The 24,436-nt window shown below is 47.9% G+C and carries 21 protein-coding genes; 10 read left to right on the top strand and 11 right to left on the bottom strand.

Going from position 1 to position 24,436, the window contains the following annotated elements; all coding sequences use genetic code 11:
- Positions 1-33 precede the first annotated feature (33 nt).
- The 4 genes from J0L70_RS09930 to J0L70_RS09915 all read left to right on the top strand — a co-directional run bounded on the left by J0L70_RS09930 (position 34) and on the right by J0L70_RS09915 (position 1,263).
- Positions 34-312, top strand: a complete 279-nt coding sequence (locus tag J0L70_RS09930; RefSeq protein ID WP_287454308.1) for a type II toxin-antitoxin system prevent-host-death family antitoxin — start codon at positions 34-36, stop codon at positions 310-312.
- A gap of 5 nt (positions 313-317) precedes the next feature.
- Positions 318-599, top strand: coding sequence for a type II toxin-antitoxin system RelE family toxin (locus J0L70_RS09925; protein WP_287454306.1), 282 nt, complete (start codon positions 318-320; stop codon positions 597-599).
- A gap of 237 nt (positions 600-836) precedes the next feature.
- Positions 837-1,061: a type II toxin-antitoxin system HicB family antitoxin gene (locus J0L70_RS09920; RefSeq protein WP_287454304.1), complete on the top strand. Its 225-nt coding sequence runs from the start codon at positions 837-839 to the stop codon at positions 1,059-1,061.
- Positions 1,045-1,263: a type II toxin-antitoxin system HicA family toxin gene (locus tag J0L70_RS09915; protein ID WP_287454302.1), complete on the top strand. Its 219-nt coding sequence runs from the start codon at positions 1,045-1,047 to the stop codon at positions 1,261-1,263. The genes J0L70_RS09920 and J0L70_RS09915 overlap by 17 nt, the downstream gene beginning before the upstream one ends.
- A gap of 81 nt (positions 1,264-1,344) precedes the next feature.
- Here the strand turns inward: J0L70_RS09915 and gnd are convergent, their stop codons facing one another.
- The 3 genes from gnd to J0L70_RS09900 all read right to left on the bottom strand — a co-directional run bounded on the left by gnd (position 1,345) and on the right by J0L70_RS09900 (position 4,815).
- Positions 1,345-2,862 carry an NADP-dependent phosphogluconate dehydrogenase gene (gnd, locus tag J0L70_RS09910; protein WP_287454300.1) on the bottom strand — a complete coding sequence of 506 codons (1,518 nt, stop codon included), beginning with the start codon at positions 2,860-2,862 and terminating at the stop codon, positions 1,345-1,347.
- 218 nt (positions 2,863-3,080) lie between these two features.
- Positions 3,081-3,917 (bottom strand): hypothetical protein, encoded by an 837-nt coding sequence (locus J0L70_RS09905; RefSeq protein ID WP_017286294.1) that lies wholly within the window; start codon positions 3,915-3,917, stop codon positions 3,081-3,083.
- Positions 3,918-4,071: 154 nt separating this feature from the next.
- Positions 4,072-4,815: a histidine phosphatase family protein gene (locus J0L70_RS09900; RefSeq protein WP_017286293.1), complete on the bottom strand. Its 744-nt coding sequence runs from the start codon at positions 4,813-4,815 to the stop codon at positions 4,072-4,074.
- A gap of 118 nt (positions 4,816-4,933) precedes the next feature.
- Between J0L70_RS09900 and J0L70_RS09895 the strand changes: the two genes are divergently transcribed.
- Positions 4,934-5,272, top strand: coding sequence for an NAD(P)H-quinone oxidoreductase subunit M (locus J0L70_RS09895; protein ID WP_017286292.1), 339 nt, complete (start codon positions 4,934-4,936; stop codon positions 5,270-5,272).
- Between the two features lie 103 nt (positions 5,273-5,375).
- On the opposite strand, the gene J0L70_RS09890 is transcribed toward J0L70_RS09895, so the two are convergent.
- The 3 genes from J0L70_RS09890 to J0L70_RS09880 all read right to left on the bottom strand — a co-directional run bounded on the left by J0L70_RS09890 (position 5,376) and on the right by J0L70_RS09880 (position 10,596).
- A complete protein-coding gene (locus J0L70_RS09890) occupies positions 5,376-7,316 on the bottom strand; it encodes a peptidoglycan D,D-transpeptidase FtsI family protein (RefSeq protein WP_268183239.1) in 1,941 nt (646 codons plus the stop codon).
- Between the two features lie 2 nt (positions 7,317-7,318).
- Complete coding sequence (locus J0L70_RS09885; RefSeq protein ID WP_017286286.1) at positions 7,319-7,708, bottom strand: hypothetical protein; 390 nt, start codon at positions 7,706-7,708, stop codon at positions 7,319-7,321.
- Between the two features lie 158 nt (positions 7,709-7,866).
- Positions 7,867-10,596: a GAF domain-containing protein gene (locus tag J0L70_RS09880; protein ID WP_287454296.1), complete on the bottom strand. Its 2,730-nt coding sequence runs from the start codon at positions 10,594-10,596 to the stop codon at positions 7,867-7,869.
- Positions 10,597-10,742: 146 nt separating this feature from the next.
- On the opposite strand from J0L70_RS09880, the gene J0L70_RS09875 reads away from it, so the two are divergent.
- Positions 10,743-11,858 (top strand): quinone-dependent dihydroorotate dehydrogenase, encoded by a 1,116-nt coding sequence (locus J0L70_RS09875; protein ID WP_239741287.1) that lies wholly within the window; start codon positions 10,743-10,745, stop codon positions 11,856-11,858.
- A gap of 59 nt (positions 11,859-11,917) precedes the next feature.
- Here J0L70_RS09875 and J0L70_RS09870 read toward each other — a convergent pair whose 3' ends face one another.
- From J0L70_RS09870 to J0L70_RS09855, 4 genes are all read right to left on the bottom strand, one after another.
- Positions 11,918-13,513, bottom strand: coding sequence for an NAD(P)H-quinone oxidoreductase subunit 4 (locus J0L70_RS09870; protein ID WP_190647095.1), 1,596 nt, complete (start codon positions 13,511-13,513; stop codon positions 11,918-11,920).
- A gap of 741 nt (positions 13,514-14,254) precedes the next feature.
- Positions 14,255-15,790, bottom strand: coding sequence for a type IV pilus twitching motility protein PilT (locus J0L70_RS09865; RefSeq protein WP_268183232.1), 1,536 nt, complete (start codon positions 15,788-15,790; stop codon positions 14,255-14,257).
- A 90-nt stretch (positions 15,791-15,880) separates the two neighbouring features.
- The gene (locus J0L70_RS09860) at positions 15,881-16,825 is read right to left on the bottom strand and encodes a glycosyltransferase family 2 protein (protein ID WP_287454292.1); all 945 of its coding nucleotides are present in this window, start codon (positions 16,823-16,825) and stop codon (positions 15,881-15,883) included.
- Between the two features lie 44 nt (positions 16,826-16,869).
- The gene (locus J0L70_RS09855; RefSeq protein ID WP_287454290.1) at positions 16,870-17,592 is read right to left on the bottom strand and encodes a hypothetical protein; all 723 of its coding nucleotides are present in this window, start codon (positions 17,590-17,592) and stop codon (positions 16,870-16,872) included.
- A gap of 79 nt (positions 17,593-17,671) precedes the next feature.
- Between J0L70_RS09855 and cobU the strand changes: the two genes are divergently transcribed.
- Positions 17,672-18,202 carry a bifunctional adenosylcobinamide kinase/adenosylcobinamide-phosphate guanylyltransferase gene (gene cobU, locus J0L70_RS09850; RefSeq protein ID WP_190647092.1) on the top strand — a complete coding sequence of 177 codons (531 nt, stop codon included), beginning with the start codon at positions 17,672-17,674 and terminating at the stop codon, positions 18,200-18,202.
- Here cobU and J0L70_RS09845 read toward each other — a convergent pair.
- Positions 18,199-18,792: a Uma2 family endonuclease gene (locus J0L70_RS09845; protein WP_287454287.1), complete on the bottom strand. Its 594-nt coding sequence runs from the start codon at positions 18,790-18,792 to the stop codon at positions 18,199-18,201. The genes cobU and J0L70_RS09845 overlap by 4 nt on opposite strands.
- Positions 18,793-18,887: 95 nt before the next feature.
- On the opposite strand from J0L70_RS09845, the gene J0L70_RS09840 reads away from it, so the two are divergent.
- From J0L70_RS09840 to J0L70_RS09830, 3 genes are all read left to right on the top strand, one after another.
- Positions 18,888-19,631, top strand: coding sequence for a phosphoadenylyl-sulfate reductase (locus J0L70_RS09840; protein WP_287454285.1), 744 nt, complete (start codon positions 18,888-18,890; stop codon positions 19,629-19,631).
- Between the two features lie 252 nt (positions 19,632-19,883).
- Entirely contained in the window at positions 19,884-21,224 is a 1,341-nt protein-coding gene (locus tag J0L70_RS09835) for an efflux RND transporter periplasmic adaptor subunit (protein WP_287454283.1), read from the top strand.
- The gene (locus J0L70_RS09830; protein ID WP_287454281.1) at positions 21,221-24,412 is read left to right on the top strand and encodes an efflux RND transporter permease subunit; all 3,192 of its coding nucleotides are present in this window, start codon (positions 21,221-21,223) and stop codon (positions 24,410-24,412) included. The genes J0L70_RS09835 and J0L70_RS09830 overlap by 4 nt, the downstream gene beginning before the upstream one ends.
- The last annotated feature ends 24 nt before the right edge of the window (positions 24,413-24,436 follow it).

Raw genomic sequence — 24,436 nt, 5'->3', positions numbered from 1 at the left:
AATAGTCCCATCTGCCGTGAATCATTTGGCACCATGCAGCAATATTCGATCGAAGAAATGCGAGAGCGATCTCAAGATGTCCTAGACTCCGCAACCAGCGAACCAGTCATTTTAGTCAATCAATCTCGACCCAGTTACGTCGTGCTATCCGTTCAAAATTATCAACAGCTCATCGATCGATTAACCGAACTAGAAGATCGCGCACTCGGCAAACAGGCTGAAACTGCACTCCAAAACTCATCCCTGATCGGAACCGAGGCATTTATCACCGAACTTCAGCAACTTGCGAACTTAGACGATCTCAACCAGTAGCAAATATGGCAAAACTGGATGGTCTAGAATCCGTTCTCGAATTCATCAAAGGACTTCAGCCCAAAATCGCGGCTCAAATTTCCAAAAAAGTTCTTATGTTAAATCTCGAACCCTTACCTGTGGATAGCAAAGCTCTCAAGGGTTACGAGGGTTATTATCGAGTAGACCCCGGTGAATACAGAATTGTTTACCGCTTTGATCCAGAATCAGATCTCGTCGAAGTGATCTTAGTCGGCAAACGCAACGATGATGAAGTCTATAAACAACTGAGCCGATTGCTTGATTAAACCGCTTTGCCAATCTGTGAGCAATCTCGCAGAATTCCACCTTACATTAGAGCGCCACGCAGAAAGTAAATCAGCGATCGCTCTTTTCAAAACCGCGATCGCAAATTTCGCCAGTATGATCAATCTACACCTACTTAAATAGCCCGTATACGATCTCCACTTATAACAAGTTCTCACATTCCTGCCCTACGAACCTCTCCCAACCTCCTTCCAAACTTCAGCAAGAACCGCGAACGTATGATGAAAAACTTGCAAGACTATACGATCGTTATCCGCCCCGAAGACAACGGGACTTTTGTAGCTTATGTTCCTGCAATTTCAGGTTGTCATGCCTGGGGACAAACCTCAGAAGAAGCAAGAGCCGAGCTTATCAGCGTATTTGACATGATTCAAGAAGAATACCTAGAAGAAGGAAAAGTGCTGCCCCCTGATGTGAAATTGGTTGTTGCTCATCCCAGCTAGAGCCAGCGAACTCGCTAAAGCTGCGAAGAAATTAGGATTTGAAAAGGCTAGGCAGAAAGGAAGCCATGCCCGCTGGAAACATCCAGACGGTAGAGCAACCACCATTCCAGTTCATGGAAACAGCGAAATTGGCGGTTGGCTCTTCCACGAGATTCTTGAACAGCTTGGAATTACCGAAGAAGAATTTGAAGAATTCCGATGATCTAAACAAAAGGTCGATCGAGAAACCTCGATCGACCCTTTTTTGCAGACGTTCCCAAGCTAGATGACTCAGTGTAACTGACTAACGATTAGTCTGCACTTCTTTTATCTCAACATCATCCGCACTTGGACGTGGCTGATCCGCAACCAACTTCTGCGGAGTCGAAAAACTCGAAGCCGACTCCTGCGCCAAAGCCGTCCATTCCGTGTGGAATACGCCTTCTTTGTCCGTCCGCAGATAAGTATGCGCCCCAAAATAATCGCGTTGCGCCTGCGTTAAATTTTGTGGCAAGCGATCGCGACGATAACTATCGAAATAATCCAGCGACGCACTAAATGCCGGAACCGCAATTCCATGCCGTGCCGCCGCCATAATCACCTCACGCCAAGCCGATTGACGATCGAGAATCGTCTGCCTAAACTCCGGAGCCAACAGCAAATTCGGCAATGTCGGATTTTCGATAAATGCGTGTTGAATCTTACCCAGGAAGCCCGCCCGAATAATACAGCCGCCCTTCCAAATCCGCGCACATTCCGCCAAATTCAACTCATAGCCATAGTTTTGCGACGCAACATTCAGCAACGCCATCCCTTGCGCGTAAGAACAAATCTTCGAGCAATACAGCGCATCTCGCACTGCATCAATAAACGTTTTGCGATCGCCCTCAAACTTCGGACTCTCATAGCTCAACTGCTGCGAAGCTTCCATCCGCTCCGTCTTATAAGACGACATAATCCGCGCATTCACCGCAGCAATAATCGTCGGAATCGCAACCCCCAATTCCAACGCATCCGTCACCGTCCAGCGACCCGTTCCCTTCTGCCCGGCAGCATCCAGAATCAACTCAACCAAAGGCTTCTGAGTATCGGGATCAAAGACTTTGAAAATATCTGCGGTAATTTCAATCAAATACGAATTCAACTCAGGAGTCTCATTCCACTCCATGAAGACCTGATGCAACTCGTCCTGAGTCAATCCGCCCACATTTTTCAGCAAATCATAGGCTTCTGCAATCAACTGCATATCGCCATACTCAATGCCGTTGTGCACCATTTTGACGTAGTGACCCGCGCCACCTGGCCCGATGTAAGTCACACAAGCCCCATCATCCACCTGAGCCGCAATCTTCGTCAAAATCGGCTCTAGATATTCATAAGCCGTTTTTGTTCCACCTGGCATCAAGCTCGGCCCATTTAACGCGCCTTCTTCACCGCCGCTTACGCCCATCCCGATGAAGGTGAACTTAGCCGCTTCGAGTTCGCGTGCTCGACGCGCCGTATCGCTAAATAAAGAATTACCGCCATCGATGAGGATATCTCCTTCATCCAATAGCGGCTTCAACTGCTCGATCATCGCATCCACAGGCGCACCCGCTTTCACCATGATCAAAATCTTACGCGGACGTTCTAATGAAGCGACAAACTCTTCGATCGTATAAGTCGCCTGAACATTCTTGCCGCCTGCCCGCTGTGCCATGAAGGCATCGGTTTTTTCGCGGCTGCGATTATAGACCGAAACTGGGAATCCGTTCCGCTCAACGTTGAGCGCGAGGTTCTCGCCCATCACGGCAAGACCAATTACACCAAAACTTTGTGCCATAAAAATTCTCTGCTAACTCTGTAACAGCCAGAAGCAATCGTTCCTTCAACGGTAACTCGATCGCACTTAGAGTAGCCTGGAAGATTACATTAAGACTCTGGCTCAAGAATGATTGAGTGCGATCGCAACATTGCTTGAGCAAAGCATCTCAATCAAAAATGGCACTGTATGCAATTGTTGCAATTGTCAACAGCCTCACATAAATTGCGAACACAAAATTATTTTAAGTTCCGCAGAGCAACTTCCTGGTTTTTACGGTAAGCCTGAGTTCGATTTTTAGCGACATCCGCACGAGCATGATTGTTCGGAACTTCAGACATCAACCGTGAAGCCGTTCCCCACATATCCGCTACTTCTTGCCACTGAGCCGGGGTTTTGGCATCTTTACTCGCTTTGGCTGCTCGTTCTGCAACTCGGACTGCGGTTGCAAAGGAGTCACCATCTTGCTTAATACTGCTTTTCCAGGTTGCTTGAGGAGAATCTGCTGCTTGTGGAGGCTGCCCCGGCAGAATCTTGCCGCCGGTCATGGCATAAACCCCGAGTCCCGCCAACATCAAGCCTGCCGTCAACACCACTCCACCCAAAATCCCGCGATTGAATTGCCGTTTCTCGCGTACAGCTTGGGGAGAAAGCGTTCGGGGCAGATCATCGCGCTCACTGAACGTCTCTCGTAAATCTTGAAACATCCCTTTAATTGGGTTCGGTCGTCGCAGCGCAATCTCTTGTGCCCAAAGCAACTGCCCATCGGGATCGCGATTGATTTCCTCAAACCAAAGCAACTGCTGCTCGCGCACAATTCGACAGTTGATATTGACTCGTCGCACATTGCGCGGCGAAATCGACTCGAGAATCTTGCGAATGCGCTCGGTAAGGGCGGCTCGATCGAGCTGTTCCGCAGTCGCCGCTTCACAGAGCAGTTGCAAAACCCCGTTTGCGAAAATCGCACGAGTTCTGACGCCTGAATCTGAAAGCTTATCATTCAGAACTTGAATGATCGCTGCAACGCTCCCTTGATGAGCTTGCCTGTAGATATCGTTGACCGGACTTACAATCATGAGGATTTATTAGTAAGTAAACGAATAACCCTGACTCGGAAGGCTCTACGATAATATATCTCGTGTTTTGGTAATTAGAGCAAGCATAACTTTCAAAAAGGACATTTTTTTGTCTAAAAAACGCAATTCTGACCGATATCTTACGTCAGTATTTCTAATGTAAATGACGCGAATCATTAAACCGACGAATTTGCCATAAGTCTGTATTGAAGCGATTCTGATTTTGCAGTTCCCATCGCGATCGATCAATCCAAAACTCAAACAGGGCAGTATTGTGCGCCCGTAATCGCCAAGATCTATCGCTTCCTAGTAATTGAGCGATTAAGTGTTGCAAAATCCAGCTATGGCTAACAATCCAAAGTTGATCCCCGTCGCGATGACGCTGCATAATTCGATCGAGAAATCGTTTCGCGCGATCGCGGGCATCGTATAGCGTTTCTGCTTCTGGAATCGGAATCCAATCTGGCGAACTTTCCAGTTTTCGACACAAATCCGGATACCGAGTCTGTGCTTCTGCCCAAGTTAACCCTTGAAAAATTCCGTTCTGAAATTCTTTTAATTCTTCTGCGTGTTCGACTGGAATTGTTTTTGGACTCGGCTCGTCTGCTTCGATTGGGGTTTCGCTATCTGGATCGATCAAATCGCTCACCGCTGCGGGTAGATGCGGCACTTGAAAATAGGAGAGTAAAATTTCCGTCGTTTGCACTGCCCGTTTGAGCGGACTGGTATAAACGTGCGAAGGTCGCCACGATTCAGTCCGAAGAGTCTTGGCAAGGCTCTCTGACTGTTGCCGACCCAGCGGAGAGAGTTCGTAATCGCCGTGACCTTGCATCCGTTTTTCGATGTTCCCGATCGATTGAGCGTGGCGGATAAATAGGAGTTTGAGGACTTTCGACATGAGAAATCAATTCTTAGGGGCGAGGAAGATCGATGGACAGATTTGAGGCGATGAAGATTTTTCGCAGGAAGTGCATTTACAATGCTTAAAGCAGGTTATACGAATCTTAGGTCAGCCTATGTTACTCAAATCCACAACTCGCCACATTCATATTTTTACGGCAGAAGTGCAAAATAATGAGCTAGTTGAGAGCGATAAGGTTCTGACACTAGACGTTGATCCCGACAATGAGCTGCTGTGGAATCAAGATGCACTGCAAAAGATCTACAGCAAGTTTGATGAACTGGTTGAATCTTACAGCGGCGAATCCCTAACGGACTACAATTTGCGCCGAATTGGGTCAGATTTGGAGCATTTAGTGCGATCGCTGCTTCAAAAAGGCGAAATCTCCTACAACCTAGAAAGCCGCGTATTGAACTACAGCATGGGTCTTCCCCAGGTAAAACCGGAAGAGTAAGCAGATTGCATCGGCTGCCACAATCAATCTGATAGGGAGATAGGGCACAATCTGAGTCTGGTTCTCCCTACTCCCCACTCCCCAAAATTCATAGAGTTGACGACTACGGTGTCGCCGCTGGATTCGGCACAGGATTCTGAATCGCATTCGGCGCAGGTGCATCCGGCTGACTTGGAGGAATCTTGTCCGCTGTAATTAACGCCTCCATCACCGCTTTCACAATCGGGGCTGCCACTGTCGAACCAAATGCATCTTCTCCTTTTGGCTCATCAATGACTGCTGCTACTACATAACGCGGCGCATCGATCGGAAAAATACTCACAAAACTTGTAATCTTCGCGCCCTCAATATATCCACCATTCGGGCCTGCCTTCTGTGCGGTTCCCGTCTTCCCACCAATCCGATAATTCGGAATTTGCGCGGCTTTCCCGGTTCCGTTTTGCACAACCGATTCCATCATTCGCAGTACGGTTTGCGTGGTCTGCGGCGAAAAGACTTGCTTCGGCTCAGGCAAGGTTGCCCGCCAGTAAGGTTGTCCATTCTCATCAAATAACCCTTGCACCACATGCGGCGTTAACAACTTGCCGCCGCTGGCAAGAATGGCTTGTTGTTGCACAAGCTGCATGGCGGTGAGCGAAAATCCTTGACCAAAAGAACTGGTTGCCGCATCAACCGCAGATTCAGAGAAAGTTTTCTGATCTTTAAGTTGTCCTGCTGTTTCAAATGGCAAATCAATTCCGGTCGGTTTTCCTAAACCAATTTTTTCCAACCAAGCGTAATAGGTGGGGCGAGGCATTTGCTGCACAATTCTCACCATGCCAACATTGCTCGAATGCTCCAAAATCTGAGTAATCGTGCTGGGTCCGCGTGCCCCTGCGCTGGAGTAGTCAAAATTCTGAATCGGCCATCCGTCAATTTGGGTTGCCCCTTCATCGTTGATCACTTGATTCGGCTGGATCGCACCTGCTTCTAGCGCGATCGCAACATTCAACGGCTTAAACGTTGATCCTGGCTCATACAAATCCGTCAATGCCCAGTTCTTAAACTGCTCAACTTTTGCTTTGTAGAATTCATTCGGGTCATAAGACGGATCAGACACTAATGCCCGAATCCCTCCATCTCTGGCATCCATCACAATCACGACCCCACGCTTTGCCTTGAATTTCTTCAACTGCGGTTGCAGGGCTACAAGCGCAGCGCGTTGAATTCGGCTATCAATCGTTAATTGCAAATGCAAATTATCTGACTGTAAAAATCCGCCCGGAATCCGATCTGGCATCATCACACCAGCCCCTGTCCGGCTCAATCGCACCGATTTTACCGATCGCTCTAAAAGATTACTATGCGTATATTCAACACCTGCCTGTCCAATGCGATCGATGTCCAAATACCCAACGACATCGGCTGTGAGATTTTGCTGTGGATAAAGGCGCTGCTGCTGTTGAGCAAGTTCTAATCCGTCGATTTGCATCCCTTGAATGCGATCGGCTGCCGCTTCAGAAATCGCATATTCGACGCGAACCCCACTTTCTGCTGAATTAAACCGTTGCAATAATTCGCCCGGGGTCGTTCCGAGAACACTAGAGAGTCGGGTGGCAATTTCCGTTTTCGGAGCTTTAAAGGCGATCGGGTGTGCGTAGAGGGTATAAACCGGACGATCGATCGCTAACGTATTGCCATTGCGATCGCTAATCGGGCGACGGGGGACAAAGGGACGTAAAAACGTCGTTTGTTGCGATCGCGCTTGCTCCAACAAATCAGGAGCCTGAAACACCTGGAGTCGAACGAGATTTAAGGCTAATAGTCCTGTTGCACCGACGAGAATTGCCCAGACGATAAAGAGGCGACGTGCGCTGGGTTTTGCTTGAGCCGTCCGGAATCGTTCTACCCAATGATCCGCAAATCGCCCGAATGCTTGTGCGGTTGCAGAAGAGTCAAAAACACGTTCATAGGCTTGTTCCACCATCAACGGCAGTTTCGATCTCCGTGGGTTGGGCGTTGGGGGACGATGAGGTGAGGAGGTGGGCTTTCCTCGTTTTGACATGACTAATATCCTATGGGAGCAACGGGCGAAGCTTGCGAAGAGGGAGCAACAGCATTATCGGGACGCATCGGAGCCGTTTTGAGAAAAATCATATTTTCCGGTTTAGAAGGCACCAGACCCGCACCGGGACGAGCCGACTGATCAGCAATCTGATTTTTAAGAACTTCTCCACTTTCAGTGATTTGGCGTTCACTGCGGCGTAATTGTTCCAGTTTGCTGTATTCTCTACCCCAGAGTTGCTGAGAATACACTGTCCAGCCATAAACAGCAAGTACTGAACCTGCCAAAACAAATGTGGCAATCACTGAAGCCTGTTGAGCTAGAAGCAGCGATCGCAACCATTGAGGGGGTTTTTCCTGATTCGGTAATTGCCGCAGAGATGAATGGGACACCGAACCTAATTTTTTTGATCGTCTAGAATTCAGTGCCGTAGCCATACCACCCTCACAAGTCAAAAGTCTTTTAGGTCGAACTCAATTCAAGCCTTACAGCGAACATTGTATCGGGAGTTTTAGTTTGTGAAGACTAAAGTCTATGAAATTCCGTAATCCTACCCGATTGATAGTACTAATCGACTCATAATGCGCCCATCTTCCAATTTGTAAAGGTTGAATTCCGATCCCATTTGCTGCATCAAAGATTGGCAAATGGCTAGATGCAATCCAGGGACTTTATCTAAAGTCGAAGGAGCAAGTAAGTCTACAGCCCGTCCAGCTTCTAGATCTTCGACGAGGCGCGGCTCGACCGTGCCATCATCGGTAATTGCAATCTCTAACCACTGTGCGTCAATCGGCCGACACCAAATGTCAATCCGTCCTCCTAGATTGGCTCGCTGGCAGGCAATTAGGAGCAATTCATACAAGACCAATTCAATCTTAGTAATGTCTCCAAAGACCATCGGATTAATTTCATGATGAACTTGTGACCAGAGTTGACGTTGTTTGATCAGATGATCGACGCGATCGAGGGCGCGTCTAACTAATCCAATCATTTGAACGGTTTCGTTTCTCACGGTTAATTGCCACTGTTCATCCCGGATGACTTGGCGTGCAGGTTCGATCGCGTCCTCGATTTGACGCACAAGTTGGGTATGGCGTGGAGTTGTTTCTGGGAGTTCGCTTAGCTTGGACGCGCTAAATTTCACCGTGCGATACATGTCTTCTAAACGCCGATGCTTATACCAGCTCAGACGTTCTAGCCGTTCGCGATCGCGCTTTAAACTTTCCGAGATCATCAAATGGCGACGTGACCAAGCGAGCTGTGCGACCAGCGTATTCAGTACTTGATGTTCTCGATCAATCCATTGCCGCCCCAAACTATCCGCCACCAGTAAAATTCCGGTCGGCTCATGCTCTGGCGCAGTGCGGAGTGTAATGGCGAGGAGCTGACCGATTCCGGGAGCATTTAACCATTGGCGAGTTTCAATGGGAATTTCATCGATCGAGACTGGTAGAACTCCCTCATGAGCGAGGACGCGGTGAAGAAAGGTATCCGTCTCGACCGAGACTTTCATCACCGGATCAAGATTGAATTTGCGCTCCTGATTCGATTGCACAATTCGTCCAACCCGTCGCCCTGCTGACCAAGCCACCAAAATCGCTAATGGCGCTTCTAACGTCTGACCAATGTATTGCAAAGCTGACTTTTCCAGCAAATCCAGATGCTGGGTTTGCTGAATCGTGGTCAATCCCCATTGAATGGTTTGATAAATTTTCTGCTGTTGTTCATTTTGCTGCTGCAACTTCCACTGTCTCAGGACAATCCCAATCTGCTGAGCAACAATCTTGGTTAATTCGCTTTCTACTTGGCTCCAGACTCTGGGAGCTTCATGTGCCAAAATCACGAGTCCTTGGATAGATTGACCGGGTGCTGTATTACAAACTAACAGCGATCGTACTCCCATTTCGAGGAGGGGCGTTCTCCAAGCTGCAAATCGCAAATCATCTTCTAAATTCTCAATCGCGATCGCATCGGTCGATTTCTCTAACATTTGCCAATCAATCGGACTTAATGATGCGAACCAAGTGGGTAATGTTTTCTTATACTTCGGCTGGATCTGATAGTGAACTTCAAATGCATCGTGATCAGCGCTATAGCTCAAAGCCAGCACCCGATCAATTTTCAAGCGTTGAATCAGTAGAGCCGCAGCATTTTGTAGAGCCGTTTTTCCATCGCTGATGCTGTAAATTGCTTGAGCAACTTTTGCGGTCAACGCCTGATCGAGTTTGATTTGCTCGATCGTAGCTTCCATTTCTTCGAGTGGAGAGACCAGCGCGATCAGTTGTGCGGCTGCTCGAATCAACTGTTTTTCTGCATCCTGCCACACTCTCGGTTCATCACTTTCTGCGGCAAGAAATCCTAAGAGTTCATCTTGGTACAAAATCGGCGCAGCAATTAGCGATCGTGCTCGAATATATTCCATGACACGCATGGTAAGGTGAGCTTTGACCATTCCCATCGATTCACCGATCGCAATCACCTGATCTGCTTTGAGTGCCTGATAAAAGCTGCTCATTTCTTGGACTGTTAACCCTGTGGTTTGATCGCTCAAACGTGTCCCTTTTTGACTCGTTGCTCTGCGCCAAAAACACCGATGAGTTCTTTCAAACCAATACACACTCGTTCGCGCAGGCTGAATGAATTGCTGCGTCTGATCGATCACCCGATCCAATCGCTGGTCAAAGTTTTTAAGAAGTCGCAGTTCTTCTAGCATTGCCAGAACTGGGCGATCAATGGGTTTAATTTGCTGCTTTTTGAGTTCTACTTCTGCGGTTTCTAGCGTTGCAGCAAACTCACCTAATGCGATCGAAATCAGCGATCGCTCGTCAGCTTTTGGAAAATTTCCCCATAGCCGCGAGCCTAAAATGGCAACTCCATGACACCGATCTTTAAACGTAATTGGAAAAATGATCGTGCCTTGAATATTTGCTTTTTCAGCAAATCTACGCCATTCATTTGCTCGCTGCTCTTCTCTGAGATCTGGAAGGGTCAGAGGTTTTTGCTGGATCACTGCCTGTTCAAGAATATCGCCTGCTGTCAGTGAAAATCGCTGTTTGAGCAGCGGCGAATCTGAAATCGGGCTTTTTCCCCCTTTACCAATTAAACGATGTTCGGTACGATCGTAAAGTCCGATCCAAACGAGATCGAACATGAAACAAGTATTGAGATAGAGATAAATCGTTTCGATCGCGACAGTATTACCCTCACGTAATTGTTGCAATACACGGCTGAGGGCAAGTAATTGATGTTGGGATTGTGTTGTCTCTTTCGAGTAACCCATGAGCGATCTGTCGGGGGATAACACGGACAGGCACAGTTGCCTACTCGCTCTTTAGAGTGCCCGGAGCGAATTGGTTTTGCACGATATTCCACGCTCAAAATGCGCTACTGTAGCCTTGCTCTCTTGTAAGAACTGATTTTTTTACCGTGTCAGATTTTTATCGATCGATGCTGCGTCCGGTGCTGTTTTCTGGGTTGAAAGCTGATCCGGAATTTCTTCATTCTCAGGCAATGCGATCGCTCTCGTGGCTCAGTTCACCGGAGCAAAGCTGGTTGCGATCGTATTTAGAACGCCTGTATGGATATACCTCGCCTCAGCTATCTCAAACGCTTTGGGGGTTAAATTTTCCAAATCCGATCGGACTTGCGGCAGGCTTTGATAAAGATGGCGTTGCAACCAATGTTTTACCTAGCTTTGGCTTCGGGTTTGTAGAAGTGGGAACCGTCACCTTTCACGCTCAACCGGGAAATCCGCAGCCGCGATTGTTCAGATTAGTCGAAGATTTGGCGGTTCTCAATCGCATGGGCTTTAACAATCAAGGAGCCGCAGCGTTACAAGAACGGTTGCAAGATCGAGTGTCTAACATCCCGATCGGAGTCAATTTGGGTAAGTCGAAAATTACTCCACTAGAATCCGCAGCAGAAGATTATCTGAGTAGTTTTCGCTTACTCAAAAGTCTAGGTGATTACTTTGTCGTGAATGTGAGTTCTCCGAACACACCAGGCTTACGATCTCTGCAATCGACCGACCAGTTAGAGCCAATTCTGTCGGCGCTGCAAACTGAGAATCAATCGGAAAAACCCTTGCTGGTCAAGATTGCACCAGATTTAGCAACAGAAGATATTGCTGCGATCGTTGAACTCGCTCAGCGATATCAATTAGCTGGCATTATCGCAACGAATACCACGATCCGACGAGACGGTCTGAAGACTCAAACGATTCGAGGCAATGCGATTCAAGATGAAGCAGGCGGAATTAGCGGCGCACCTGTGAAAGCGCGATCGACGGAAGTGATTCGCTTGATCTGGGAACAAACGCAGGGCAGCTTACCGATTATTGGAGTCGGTGGTGTGTTCTCAGCAGAAGACGCTTGGGAGAAAATCACGGCTGGAGCAAGTTTGATTCAGGTCTATACAGGCTGGATTTATGAAGGTCCAACCATGGTAAAGCGGATCTTGCAGGGATTAGAAGAAAAACTTCAGCGATCGGGATTTGCAGATTTAAAGTCCGCGATCGGTTCAGCGCATCAGGTCAAACAATAGCGACAAAAAAAGCCTGGGTTTTTACCCAGGCAACGAACATTCTTTGAGGGAACTCTTTCTTACTTGATCATGCCCAACAGTTTGGGCTGAGCAGCAGGAATTTGCGGTGCTGCTAATCCAGGTAAGGAAACCATTTGCTGTGCAACAACCGGAACCGCATTGCGAGCATTCTGAGCGACCTGAACCGTTTTCGCATCGTAAGTCTGCGTAATCAGTTTTGGATACAGACCAATCGCAATGATGGGGACAATCAAGGAAGCGGTAATAAACAACTCTCTAGGGTTCGCATCTAAGAAAATCTCTTTGACTGCTTTGCCTTCTTTGCCGTAGAACATTTCACGCAACATTGAGAGCAAATAGATCGGAGTCAAAATCAAGCCTACCGCAGCGAGTAAAAGCACAACGACTTTGAATGCTGAAGTATAAGCGTCGCTGCTGGTGAAACCGAGGAAGATAGCTAACTCACCCACAAATCCGCTCATTCCTGGCAGAGCGAGAGATGCCATCGAACAAATCGTGAACAGGGCAAAGGTCGAAGGCATTTTTTTCGCGAGTCCACCCATTTCATCCATATCCAAGGTGTGAGTCCGATCGTAAGTCACCCCAGCCAAGAAGAAGAGAGCCGCAGCAATCAAACCGTGGGAAACCATTTGCAGAACTGCTCCGCTCATACCCAGTTCGGTGAACGATGCAATCCCCAACAACACAAAGCCCATGTGCGAAATCGAAGAGTACGCCATCCGACGCTTCAAGTTTCTTTGAGCAAAGGAAGCCAATGCACCGTAGATAATATTTACAATTCCGAGAATCGCCAGAATCGGAGCGAAGTAAACGTGAGCATGAGGCAGCATCTCCATGTTCATCCGAATCAGCGCATACCCACCCATCTTCAGAAGTACACCCGCCAGAATCATTGAAACTGGAGCAGAAGCTTCACCGTGAGCATCCGGTAGCCAAGTATGAAGTGGGAAAATGGGCAGTTTGACACCGTACGCAATCAAAAATCCAACGTAAGCCAGTAATTCAAAGGTCAGAGAATAGTCTTTCAGTCCTAGCTCTTGCATGTTGAAGGTGAAGTTATCACCGTAGAATGCCATCGACAGTGCCGAAACTAGAATAAAGATCGAAGCTAATGCGGTGTAGAGGATGAATTTAGTTGCAGCATACAAACGCTTAGGCCCACCCCAGATAGCAATCAGGATGTAGACGGGAACCAGTTCAACTTCCCATAACAGGAAGAACTGAATCATATCTTGAGCACAGAACACCCCAATTTGTGCGCTGTACATAATGAGCAGCAGAAAGTAGAACAAGCGAGGCTTATTGGTAACTTTCCAGCCTGCCAGCATGGAGAGTGTTGTGACCAGAGCCGCTAGAATGACGAGCGGCATTGAAATGCCATCGACTGCCAGTGTCCAGTTCACACCGATTTGGGGAATCCAGGCGTAATTTTCGACGAGCTGAAAATCCGGATTTTGGAAATCGTAGTGCTTCCAAAAAGCATAGATTGCGAGAACGAGATCCGCCAAACCGACACCTAAGCCATACCAACGAACCGTTTTACCCTGTTTATCAGGGACAAGGGGAATCATGAAGGAAGCGACAAGAGGTAGGGCGATAATGGCCGTTAACCAAGGAAATGAAGTACTCACCATGACATCAGTGACCAGTTTGTAGAGAGATCAGAGGGGGATCGGTGCTTTAAACCGTTTAGACTCAATCCGCTAAAGTTGCCCGATTCAAAAAGCGAGGCTACGGGCGGCGGGAGTCGTGGCGGCGGGGTAATGTCTCAATAGTGAGGCGGCGGTCACAATTCCCACGATCAAACACTTGTAAGGTGCTTGGCGGATCAAGTTGTAGAAGGGAGGAATGTCCAATGAGGATTTCTACCTACTGGAATCATTCTACCCCGGTTTTATTAAGTAAAGTGAACTTAAACAACAGAATGTAGAGGTTTTTGGATTGGACTATCAGATGGTGGAACATAGAATCCCTCTATCTAAAGAGATTTATCAACTGAACATTCTGAATCTTCTCAATGATTCAGAGCACTTTCGGATTGAAGTGGTTGCCTTTCTGAAACCTTTACAATCGTTCACATTATAGTAAGCCGCTGTTAAATATGACAAAAATTTAATAATTGGCTGAAGTACTTACATAGCAAAGGTTTTCAAGAACTTAATAAAAAAGTCACGGAATTCCGTGACTTCTGGCGGTTGAATTCGCGATCGAACTAAAGTCGGTAGATTTAACTTTCAGGCGATGAATGATTTTGCATCCTCCATAAGGATTGACATTCAACGTTCCTCTACCCATCGAGATCCTGGGCTAGAGAGTTGAGCCAAGTCACAACGCGCTGAATCAAATCATTTTTTCTAGCTGAAAACAACCCTGTCCTAGAGTGGCGATTGATTGTAGTAAGCCTTGCTCATCAATCCAGAGCGGCTCGATCGACGCGATTCGTTTTTGATCATGTAATTTAAGTCGTCTGGATGAAGCGATGCTGATAGCGCATTCTCATCGGTAATCTCACCATTTTTATAGAGATCGAATAACGCTTGGTTCAGAGTTTGAGAGCCGTCTGTGCCTTCTTCCATCAGTTGATAAATTTCGTCGATGCAGCCTTTTTGTAGATAATCGCGAATGGTATCGGTATTGAGCATGATTTCAAGTGCTGCTGCTCGACCGCCTTGGATCGTTGGGACAAGGGCTTGTCCAATGACGGCTCTCAAAGCTTCTACGATTTGAATGCGAACCGAGTCTTGTTCTTCGGGGGTATAGAAGTTGAGGAGCCGCTTCACGGCGTTGACGGTTCCTTTGGTATGGAGTGTTCCGAGAACTAAATGTCCGGTGAGTGCTGCGCGGATTGCTGTATCGACGGTTTCGCGATCGCGCATCTCTCCAATCAGCAAGATATCTGGATCTTGCCGTAGGGCTGCGCGGAGTGCCTCTTTAAATTCCTGGGTATGAAGTCCAACTTCTCGCTGCGTGATCAAGCATTGATTGGAGGCATGAACATATTCAATCGGATCTTCGATCGTGACAATTTTGCGAGGTAACGTGTCGTTGACATGACGCAGCATTGCCGCGAGTGACGTGGATTTTCCAGAGTTGACAGGTCCAGTGACGAGGATCAATCCTTGGCGTTCTTCAACGAGTTGGGCTAAACGATCGGGAAGTCGGAGTTTCGCGATTGTGGGCACTTCTAGGGAAATGAGCCGTAACACCATCACGCCACCCATCAACGATTGAGCGCAATTAACTCGGCATCGCACAAGATTTGGATAGAAAATGGCAGTGTCTAATTCTTGCTTGGTATGAAAAGCTTCTCGTTGCTCAGGGGAGAGGATTTCTTCTAGAAATTCTTCAAACTGGCGGGATGTGATGGTTCCGTATTGCGCTTGCAAGTGCATCTGTCCCTGAATGCGATATCTCGGAGTTTCGCCAACTTGCAGATGAATGTCGGATGCGTTTTGTTCTAATGCATCTTTTACCATGCGGCGAATGGTTCCAAATTCTTTCAAATCTTCGCTCGGCTGATCCAACTCGATCGCACTCAAACTCATTGCTGGAACGCCCTGTGTCGTCAGACCACAATTTAACCGGGCTTGGATGAACCCCTGGATCTGCACACTCGTGTCTAGCTTTTGAGTTTCGAGATATTGCTTCAGCTGCGATGGCGATAAAATTTCTTGGATGTAATGGTTGTAGCGATCGGGTGTGATCAGCGCAAAGTGATCTTGAGGAATGAGTTTGCCCTGTAGTCGGTAAAAAGGAGCGCGACCAATTTGCATATAGAGACTGGAAGCCCCCTGATGATAAGCGTCCTGAACGAGATCGCGAACCGAGGCTGCGGTCTGAGGTGTTGTGGAAGATACCTGAGTAGCAGTCATTTCTAAAGCTGTGACGAGAAAGGGTACGTCCTGATCCACATTCTTACGATCAGGATTTTTACAGATGTGGAATCTACGTAATATTCTTGCCGAATGAAAACACTGCTGTCAGTGCTATACGGATAAGTTTTACGATCGCTTTACAGATCTAGAAGAAAAGACAAGTCCTTGCAAGGCTTTGATTAAATAGCCAATTTGACCGTAACTGTAAACAAGATTTTCAAACCGCTGAGTTGGGTTCGTCGCAAATTTGACGGACTTGTACAGTCCACGAATTAAGCGTTCTCCCCCACGACGAAATTGACCGATTCCAGCTTCGCCTGCAATTTGTTCGCGATAACATTCGCTAATGCCTTGCCACCAACCGCGATTGAGAAACCACTGTCGTTTGACGCGCTCCGGAGCGACATGATGCGCAACATGAGCATCCGGAATATAGGCAACTTCCCAGCCCATTTGCAGGGCGCGATTGGTCATGTGAAGTTCTTCATTAGAAAGAAGATTTTTACCAACTCGTCCTAGATTCGGATCGAAGCCGCCAATCTGATTGAGAAAGGTTTTCCGGATGGAGTAGTTCAAGCCGCGTGGGGTCAGTCCGGGGCGATCGATGTTAACGACCGAATCTCCTAAATCATATGCCCCTAAATTTCCGGCAAGTCCATCCGAGAGCCAGTCTGGAGCCGTCATGTCATCTGTCCAGATTAAAGTGACTTTGCCACCCGCGATCGCGAGGTTTGGATTATGAAGGTAGGCGTTATAAAGGGTGGTGAGCCAGTGCGGAGAGGCGATCGCATCGTCATCTAAGTAAGCCAAAATCTTACCATGGGCAATTCTTGCACCTGTGTTGCGGGCGACGGATAAGCCGATTTCAGGTTCATGAATGTAGCGAATTTTCGGGTTCTTTAATCGAGCTTCGACGACTTGACGAGTGCTATCGGTGGAGGCGTTATCGACGACGATGATTTCAAAGTCTGCGAAATCCTGGGCAAGCAGGCTATCGATCGCTAAACCGAGATAGCGATCGCGATTGTGGGTGCAAATGATGGCGGAAATGGGGAGTGTGGGCACAACCATACCTCAGGCTTGAATCAAGTCAAGCTTTAGAGTGCCCGAAACGCCTAATCTTGCATCTGTCCGTGCATGATTACGAGCGTTTCAGCTAGTCCCGTGAGACGATTTTCTAAGGTTTGTTTGCGATCGAGCAGTTGGCGAAGTTTGTGATATCGGGCGATCGCAAGACTGAGGCTGGGAATTTGCTCAGTCGGACAGGGATATGACCAGCGCTGACCGTCGGCATTAATGCCACAGAGGCGATATCCAGCTTTGGGTGCGTCTTTTGTCCCTGGAATTGGGGTGGCGCAGATTTCTTCGATGTAGCTCATTAAGCGATCGACTTCGGCATGACGAAGAGTGGAAAGATCACCGAGGGGTTCACCTGTGTGGGATTCGAGCCAGCCATCGACAATGGGTCCTTCTAAATAGAGATCCTGGATTTGGCGTAAAATCTGGTTCAGTTCAGTGTGCCAGCTTTCTGTGATCACCTGCATTTCAGCGAGCAGGCTGGATGCCAAAGCAGGATTTGCGGCGTTGCGATGGCTGGAGAAATTAGGTGTTTTGAGTTTAGGGAGATTGAGCGGCTTGGGGTCTGAACTTGGCGCGGGTTTAACACTCGGAGGTACAGCGATTTCAGGTTCAACGACTTTAGGCGGCTTTGTGTGAAGATCAAATGAGACTGGTTTTTGCAGAGGTTCAGGTTCTGGGGTCGGAGCAGTGTCGAGCGTAGGGACTCGTTTATTGAGTTGAAGTAAGGTGTCTTCAATTCGCCGCAGATCTTTCTTCATTGCTGCTCTGTCTTAGGTTGAAGTAAGGCTAATTGTAGCGGGGAATTCAGATTCAGCAAAGATTTTATCTGAAAAATTTATGGCACAAGTGATTTTGGTGACGGGGGCAGCGCGATCGGGCAAAAGTGAATGGGCAGAAAAACTGGCAAAGGATTCCGGTCAATCTGTTATTTATATTGCAACAGCTCAAGAAAATTCTGACGATCCAGAATGGCAGGCGCGGATTGAGTTACATCGATCACGTCGTCCTTTGGAATGGCAGACTCAATCTGTTCCAGTCGAGCTAAGTGATGCGATCGCGAATTCATCGGATTGTCTATTGATTGATTCGCTAGGAACTTGGTTGGCGAATCTTTTAGACCAGTCTGAAACGGAATGGGAGAAGACAATTGCCGATCTGTTTCAGAGTTTTGAACAAACAGAAAGCTTGCTCATTTTTGTGGCAGAAGAAACAGGCTGGGGTGTAGTTCCGGCTTATCCGATAGGAAGAGTGTTTCGCGATCGCTTGGGGAATTTAACGCGGCGGTTGGGCGCGATCGCGGATACCGTTTATTTAGTCGTAGGAGGACATGTTTTGAATTTGAGTCAACTTGGGATGCCTTTGAGCTAAACACCTGCTTGCAAAATTTGTTCTGCGATTAGAGTTAGCCCTGGAAATGTAGGAGAAACGATCTGATCTTGACCCTGAAAACGTCCAATTTCTTGATAGAGTTGTCCGCTCAAATGCAAAACAATGATGACACTTCGAGACGGATCGATCAGCCAATATTCTGGAATGCCTCGCGCTGCGTATTCTTTTCGCTTATCGATGTAGTCTCTGTCGTATTTTTTCTCTCCTGGCTCACCAGGCGAAACGATTTCGATCACTAGGGCAGGAGCAGGCATCTCTGGTGTGATTAGCGATCGCTTTGCTCCAGAAAGTGCCGACCAACATGCTTCCGTCAAGACGATCAAATCGGGATATCGACTGGTCACACTTTGACTCGGAACCACGATTTCAGTTCCGCGATGAATGAGATAGTGAGGAACTGAAAGTTGGAGGAAGACAGAGATTAAAAAAATTGCGATCGCAACATTACCCGGATTTTCTGCGCCCATCTCAACTAACACCCCATCAACCAATTCGTAGGGGATGTCCGCTCCATCGTCATATGCCAGATAATCCTCGATCGTACTAAATCTCGATTTCGCTTGTGTCATTTTTCAATTCCATCAAGATGCTCCAGTTTAACTCAGCACAATCCGTCCCCTGAAGTTAGATAATGGATGCTGACGAAGATCCGGAGAACACAATCATGGCGCAAAGTACCGCGCAACCTGCTCTAGATATTCCTAGCTTAAATGAGGAATTATCCAGCCTCAGTCCTCAGAAAATTGTGGCAAAGGCACTGAGCTTATATGACAACATTGCAATTTCATTTAGCGGTGCAGAAGATGTTGTACTCATTGACATTGCACATCGCTTGAAGAAAGACATTCAGGTTTTTAGTTTGGATACAGGGCGACTGCATTCCGAGACTTATCAGTTTATTGAGAAAGTCAGAAAACACTACGGAATTGCGATCGACATTCTCTCTCCTGATGCTGCACAACTCGAAGCTTTTGTAAAAGCAAAAGGGCTGTTCAGCTTCTACGAAGATGGACACAAAGAATGCTGCGGAATTCGCAAAGTTGCGCCCCTGCGCCGCAAGCTGTCTAGTTTGGATGCTTGGATCACAGGACAGCGCAAAGATCAAAGCCCTTCGACTCGTTCAGATGTGCCGATCGTGCAAGTTGATGGCGCGTTTTCTTCTGGCGATCGCGAATTAATCAAATTCAATCCGCTCTCGAATTGGTCGTCTGCTCAAGTTTGGACATACATTCGGGCGTATGAAGTTCCCTACAATCCTTTGCATGAACGGGGCTTTATCAGCATTGGCTGTGAGCCTTGCACAAAAGCTGTGCTACCCAATCAGCATGAGCGCGAAGGTCGCTGGTGGTGGGAAGATGCAACGAAGAAAGAATGTGGATTACATGCTGTGAATCCAACGGAGTCGTAGAAGTGGGGGCGGAAAGTTGGCTCACCACTAGCATTTCGTCTGAGTTCTAAATCATTGAGGAAAAGCCCTAGAAGATTTCTTTTCTAGGGCTTTTCTGTGACATTACCTTTCCTTCCAAATTCGATATCGATCGGTTAGAATCCTCAGTGATTATTAAAAATTCTTAAAACTTTAGCGCTGAGTTTTCGACGATCGACCAGTCGTTTGTCTCGCTTACTCTTTGACTGCTTTGCTCCTTCGCGGCATTGAACTATGGAATCCCTCGACTCTCAACATCAGCCCTCGATCGATCCTCCTGAAACTTTCGATGCTCAACCGACTCACCCGAATCGCAAACCTTGGATTGGGTTGCTCTGTGTTGGGCTGGTTGCCGTAGGTGGGTTTGGGGTTTGGCGAATGTTCAGTTCAGCAGGAGAAAAACCTGCCGTAGCTCAACCTCAAGGGCAACCTCCCAGAGCCGTTGAAACGACTAGACTCGCCCCTGGAATTCCCACCCGAACTGTACAACTTCTCGGACAGGTTGAAGCGAGCCAGCAATCGACGATTCGGGCACAGACAGGTGGAATTGTCGAGGAAATTCTAGTCCAGCCTGGAGATCCCGTCACAGCAGGCATGGCGATCGCAGTTCTCGATGATTCTGATCAACAATTAGGGATTGCTCAAGCTCAAGCAGCACTCGCTCAACAACGCAGCAATTTAGCTCGCTTACAAGTCGGAACACGACCTGAGATCATTGCTCAGCGACAAGCAACAGTGAATGCAGCAAAAGCACGAGAGCAGGAAGCTCAGGATAATTTCAAGCGAACCTCTGGACTCGTGAAGGAAGGAGCCATTTCGCAGCGATTGTTAGTCGAAGCGCGATCGAACGTCGATCAAGCGACCGAAGCACGACTCGCAGCAGAAGCAAGCTTAGCAGAAGCAAAAGCAGGTCCAATTCGAGAAGAGATTGACGCACAAAAAGCAAATGTTGCAGCCGCGATCGCGACGGTCAATCAGGCTCAACTGGCTCAGCAACGGACTCAGATTGTCGCAACCGAATCGGGAATTGTCCAAACCCGACATGTGAGCCGAGGCGATTTAGTTCAAAGTTCGGGGCAGATTGTTACCCTTGTTTCCGGGAATCAAGTCGATGTGTTTTTGGAATTGCCGGAGGATCTGAGCGGGAGAGTGACACCGGGGATGTCGATCGCGTTAACTGCTAGAGCTTTGCCGCAGTGGAAACAGCAAGCGACGATCACAGCCGTTGTGCCTTCTGCGGATACAACGTCTCGGCGGCAACGCGTGAGGGTTCAGATCAATCCACCACAAGGAATGTTGCCTGGGATGGCGATTTCGGGCGCTTTGACGCTGCCGACGAATCGAGAAAGCTTTGTGGTTTCGCGCGATGTCTTGACGCGGCGGCGAAATGAATGGTTGGTCTTTACGATCGCAGATGGCAAAGCAAAACCGATCCCGGTTGAACTGGTCACGGATATGGGTAAACAAGTCGCGATCTTTAGTCCGGAACTGCGATCGGGACAAGAGATCGTCCTGCGAGGTGGAGATGGATTGAATGAAGGCGCACCCGTCAAAGTTATCGGAGACCCCTCATGAAATTGATCGAAACTGCGGTTCGCTGGAGACATGGAACATTTGTTTTGTTCTGCCTCCTTGCTATTTTTGGCGTGTTTTCTTTGTTTCGACTGCCGCTTGAATTGCAGCCAGGAGGCGATCGACCTGAGATTACGATTCGCACAGCTTATCCAGGTGCGGCTCCGACAGAAGTTGAAGATTTGATCACTCGCCCGATCGAAGAACAAATGGAAGAAGTTCTGGGCGTGAAACAGATTAGTAGTGCTTCGCGAGCTGGCGCGAGTTCGATCACGCTGGAATTTCAGGAAGGAACCGATGTCGAACGTCGGTTGGTCGATGTGATCAATCGATTGCAGCAGGTTGGGAATTTGCCACCGGAAGCATTAGAGTCGAATGTGGAATTGGTCGGAGGCAATAGTTCTCCGATGATGTGGATTCCTTTAGACACACAGCCCGGATTCGAGCCAAATCCTGATCACTATCGGGACTTAGCAGAAGAAATTGTTTTACCTCGATTGCGACGGGTTCCGGGAGTTGGGCAGTTTATTGTTCCGGGTGGACAGCGGCGGGAAGTCGAAGTGCGAGTAGATCCCAAGGCATTAGCCGATCGCAATTTAACGATCGGTGATGTTGTGCGAGTGCTGCGGGAAAATAATCGCGATATTCGAGGTGGCCCTCTGGAGTTAGGGCGACGGGAATATCGTGTGAGAACAATTAGTCGAACACAAGATATTGAACAGCTTGCAGGCTTTGTGCTGCGGCGAGATGCAGCAGGAACCGTCTACATTCGCGATGTGGCGCAGGTGGCAATGGGGCGCAAGGTTCGCGACGGTGCTTTTCTGTTTAACGATAAGCCCGCAGTTGCAGTTGGCATCATTCGACAGGTTGGGGCAAATGTTCCTGAGATTTCTAAAGGGGTTCGCGAAGCCATTGCTGAACTTCAAGCCCAGTTCGATGAGCAAAAAGAAGGGATTCAGTTCGTCTTTAACTATGACGAAAACGAATACGTTGGTCAATCTGTGAAGTTCGTTCAGGAAAATCTGGTTGCTGGAGCATTACTTGCCACCATCGTTTTGCTCTTGTTCTTAGGATCGATGCGAACGGTTGCTGTGATTGCAATTACGATTCCGATTAGTTCAGTGATAATTTTCATTGTGCTGTCGTGGTTGGGTCGATCGCTGAATATTATTAGCCTTGCTGGGATTGCATTCTCGACAGGTATGGTCGTAGATAACTCGATCGTGGTGATCGAAAATGTATTTACCCACATGCAGCGTGGAAAAAATGCCTTTCGAGCAGCGATCGACGGAACTCAAGAAGTTTGGGGGGCAATGCTCGGCTCGACGCTCACGAATGTTGTCGTTTTCGTTCCATTGCTGATGGTCACAGGGGAAGCAGGACAACTTTATGCAGATATGGCAATTACGATGTCTTGTGCTGCCCTATTCTCGTTGTTTGCTGCAATTACTTTAGTGCCCATGCTATCGGGATTGTTTCTGAAAGAGTCAGAAGCAGTGCAGATGTTTGAAGGTGGAGAATATCGGGGTGGCAATTGGTTTGAGCGATCGATTGCGAAAACTTCTGCGGTGTTTCGCCATGCTCAAGCGAAGTTAGAACGCTTTTTAGCCAGAACAGTCCGCTGGTCAATGGGGCGACGGAGAATCGGGCGACGCTTGATTGTGCTAGCTGTTCCAGTGTCATTGCTATTCGTGAGCTTTTTGCTGCTGCCTCCGGCGGATTATCTGCCTGAAGGAAATCGCAATACGATTCAGTGGCGAGTCGAACCATTACCTGGAACTAGTATCACAGAATCCATCAAGCAATCTGAGCCAGTTCGAGCATTTGTGCGGGCACAGCCGGAAGTCGATCGTGTGATGTTTATCGATCGGCCCGGAGGGTTGAGAGCAATTGCAGCGATTCTCAAGCCTGAATATGCAACAACTCGCGGACTGGCAGAAATGGTCAACCGATTCCGCGGTGCGAGTAATAACTTTGCTGGCTATCGATTTATGATTCCGGTGCGTCCATCGATCTTCCGCGATCCGGGCAAAGAATTTGAGGTAGACATTATTGGCACAGATTTGAATCAGTTGGGTCAACTCGATCGAGAAATCGCGGGTAAGTTGCGCGGGTTGAAGGGCATTCGGAATGTGCGATCGAACTTTGTGCTGGGTGCAGGCGAATTACAAGTCGTGCCCAATCGCGAAAGGCTGGCAGAAGTTGGACTCTCCGAATCTGAAGTTGGCTCAATCGTTGAGACGGCTTTGGGGGGAAGACTAGCTTCTAAGTTTGTCGATGGAAAAAAAGAACTCGATGTCACTGTCGAACTGCAAAATGCGTTCGTGCAAACGCCTCAGCAGTTACGAGAATTGCCCTTGTTTGCGCGAGGGAGACAAATTCAGTTGAGTGATGTGGCGGAAGTCAGAGAAACTACCGGAGCCGATGTCATCAATCACACGGATTTAGAGCGATCGATTACGCTCACGGCATCTCTCAATGACACGGCATCTCTCGGAGCCATCGTCGATCAAGTCAATCGCGAAATATTAGCTCCAGCCCGTGCAGACTTACCCTCAGGCTATCGCCTCGAACTGGCTGGAACGGCGGATCAACTGGCAAGAACCGTTTCGCAATTATCTTCTGCTTTTGCATTTGCGATTCTGATTACTTATCTATTACTGGTTGCGTTGTATCGATCGTTTCTCTATCCAGTTGTGATTATGGCAACGATTCCGATGGGAATGAGTGGCGCATTACTGAGCTTAGTGTTGGTGAATCAAATTCCCGGCATGTCGGTTCCATTGGATATGATTACTGCGGTAGGATTTGTAATTCTGACTGGAATTGTTGTGAATAATGCGATCTTAATTGTCGATCGCGCTTTACAACTTCAGCAGGAAGGAAAAGATTACGATTCCTCATTATTCAGTGCGACGCAGGATCGATTGAGAGCAATCTTTATGTCGGCAGGAACCAGTGTTTTGGGAATGTTGCCGCTTGCCGTTTTACCTGGACAAGGGTCAGAACTGTATCAAGGGTTGGGGATTGTCCTGACGGGAGGATTAGCATTCTCAACGATATTAACTCCGACAGTTGTGCCAGCATTGATGGGATTGTTGAGAGATTGCTTTGGAGAGAAGTTAATCCCGATTCCCGTCGAGCATGATGCAATGGCAAATTCCAATGATTTGAGCGTGACTGAACCTTAGCAGATGAGTTTCCAGCAGTATAAT

Origin of the sequence: Leptolyngbya sp. UWPOB_LEPTO1 (assembly GCF_017302695.1) — a bacterium.
Lineage (GTDB): Bacteria > Cyanobacteriota > Cyanobacteriia > Leptolyngbyales > Leptolyngbyaceae > Leptolyngbya > Leptolyngbya boryana.
Note: the sequence above shows the minus strand (reverse complement) of the source record. Positions and strands in the feature narration are given on the sequence as shown.

Coding starts and splice junctions, on each gene's coding strand:
- J0L70_RS09930 (WP_287454308.1), top strand. CDS start 34: ATGCAGCAATATTCGATCGAAGAAATGCGAGAGCGATCTCAAGATGTC.
- J0L70_RS09925 (WP_287454306.1), top strand. CDS start 318: ATGGCAAAACTGGATGGTCTAGAATCCGTTCTCGAATTCATCAAAGGA.
- J0L70_RS09920 (WP_287454304.1), top strand. CDS start 837: ATGATGAAAAACTTGCAAGACTATACGATCGTTATCCGCCCCGAAGAC.
- gnd (WP_287454300.1), bottom strand. CDS start 2,862: ATGGCACAAAGTTTTGGTGTAATTGGTCTTGCCGTGATGGGCGAGAAC.
- J0L70_RS09905 (WP_017286294.1), bottom strand. CDS start 3,917: ATGATTGTAAGTCCGGTCAACGATATCTACAGGCAAGCTCATCAAGGG.
- J0L70_RS09900 (WP_017286293.1), bottom strand. CDS start 4,815: ATGTCGAAAGTCCTCAAACTCCTATTTATCCGCCACGCTCAATCGATC.
- J0L70_RS09895 (WP_017286292.1), top strand. CDS start 4,934: ATGTTACTCAAATCCACAACTCGCCACATTCATATTTTTACGGCAGAA.
- J0L70_RS09890 (WP_268183239.1), bottom strand. CDS start 7,316: ATGTCAAAACGAGGAAAGCCCACCTCCTCACCTCATCGTCCCCCAACG.
- J0L70_RS09880 (WP_287454296.1), bottom strand. CDS start 10,596: ATGGGTTACTCGAAAGAGACAACACAATCCCAACATCAATTACTTGCC.
- J0L70_RS09870 (WP_190647095.1), bottom strand. CDS start 13,513: ATGGTGAGTACTTCATTTCCTTGGTTAACGGCCATTATCGCCCTACCT.
- J0L70_RS09860 (WP_287454292.1), bottom strand. CDS start 16,825: ATGGTTGTGCCCACACTCCCCATTTCCGCCATCATTTGCACCCACAAT.
- J0L70_RS09855 (WP_287454290.1), bottom strand. CDS start 17,592: ATGAAGAAAGATCTGCGGCGAATTGAAGACACCTTACTTCAACTCAAT.
- cobU (WP_190647092.1), top strand. CDS start 17,672: ATGGCACAAGTGATTTTGGTGACGGGGGCAGCGCGATCGGGCAAAAGT.
- J0L70_RS09845 (WP_287454287.1), bottom strand. CDS start 18,792: ATGACACAAGCGAAATCGAGATTTAGTACGATCGAGGATTATCTGGCA.
- J0L70_RS09840 (WP_287454285.1), top strand. CDS start 18,888: ATGGCGCAAAGTACCGCGCAACCTGCTCTAGATATTCCTAGCTTAAAT.
- J0L70_RS09835 (WP_287454283.1), top strand. CDS start 19,884: ATGGAATCCCTCGACTCTCAACATCAGCCCTCGATCGATCCTCCTGAA.
- J0L70_RS09830 (WP_287454281.1), top strand. CDS start 21,221: ATGAAATTGATCGAAACTGCGGTTCGCTGGAGACATGGAACATTTGTT.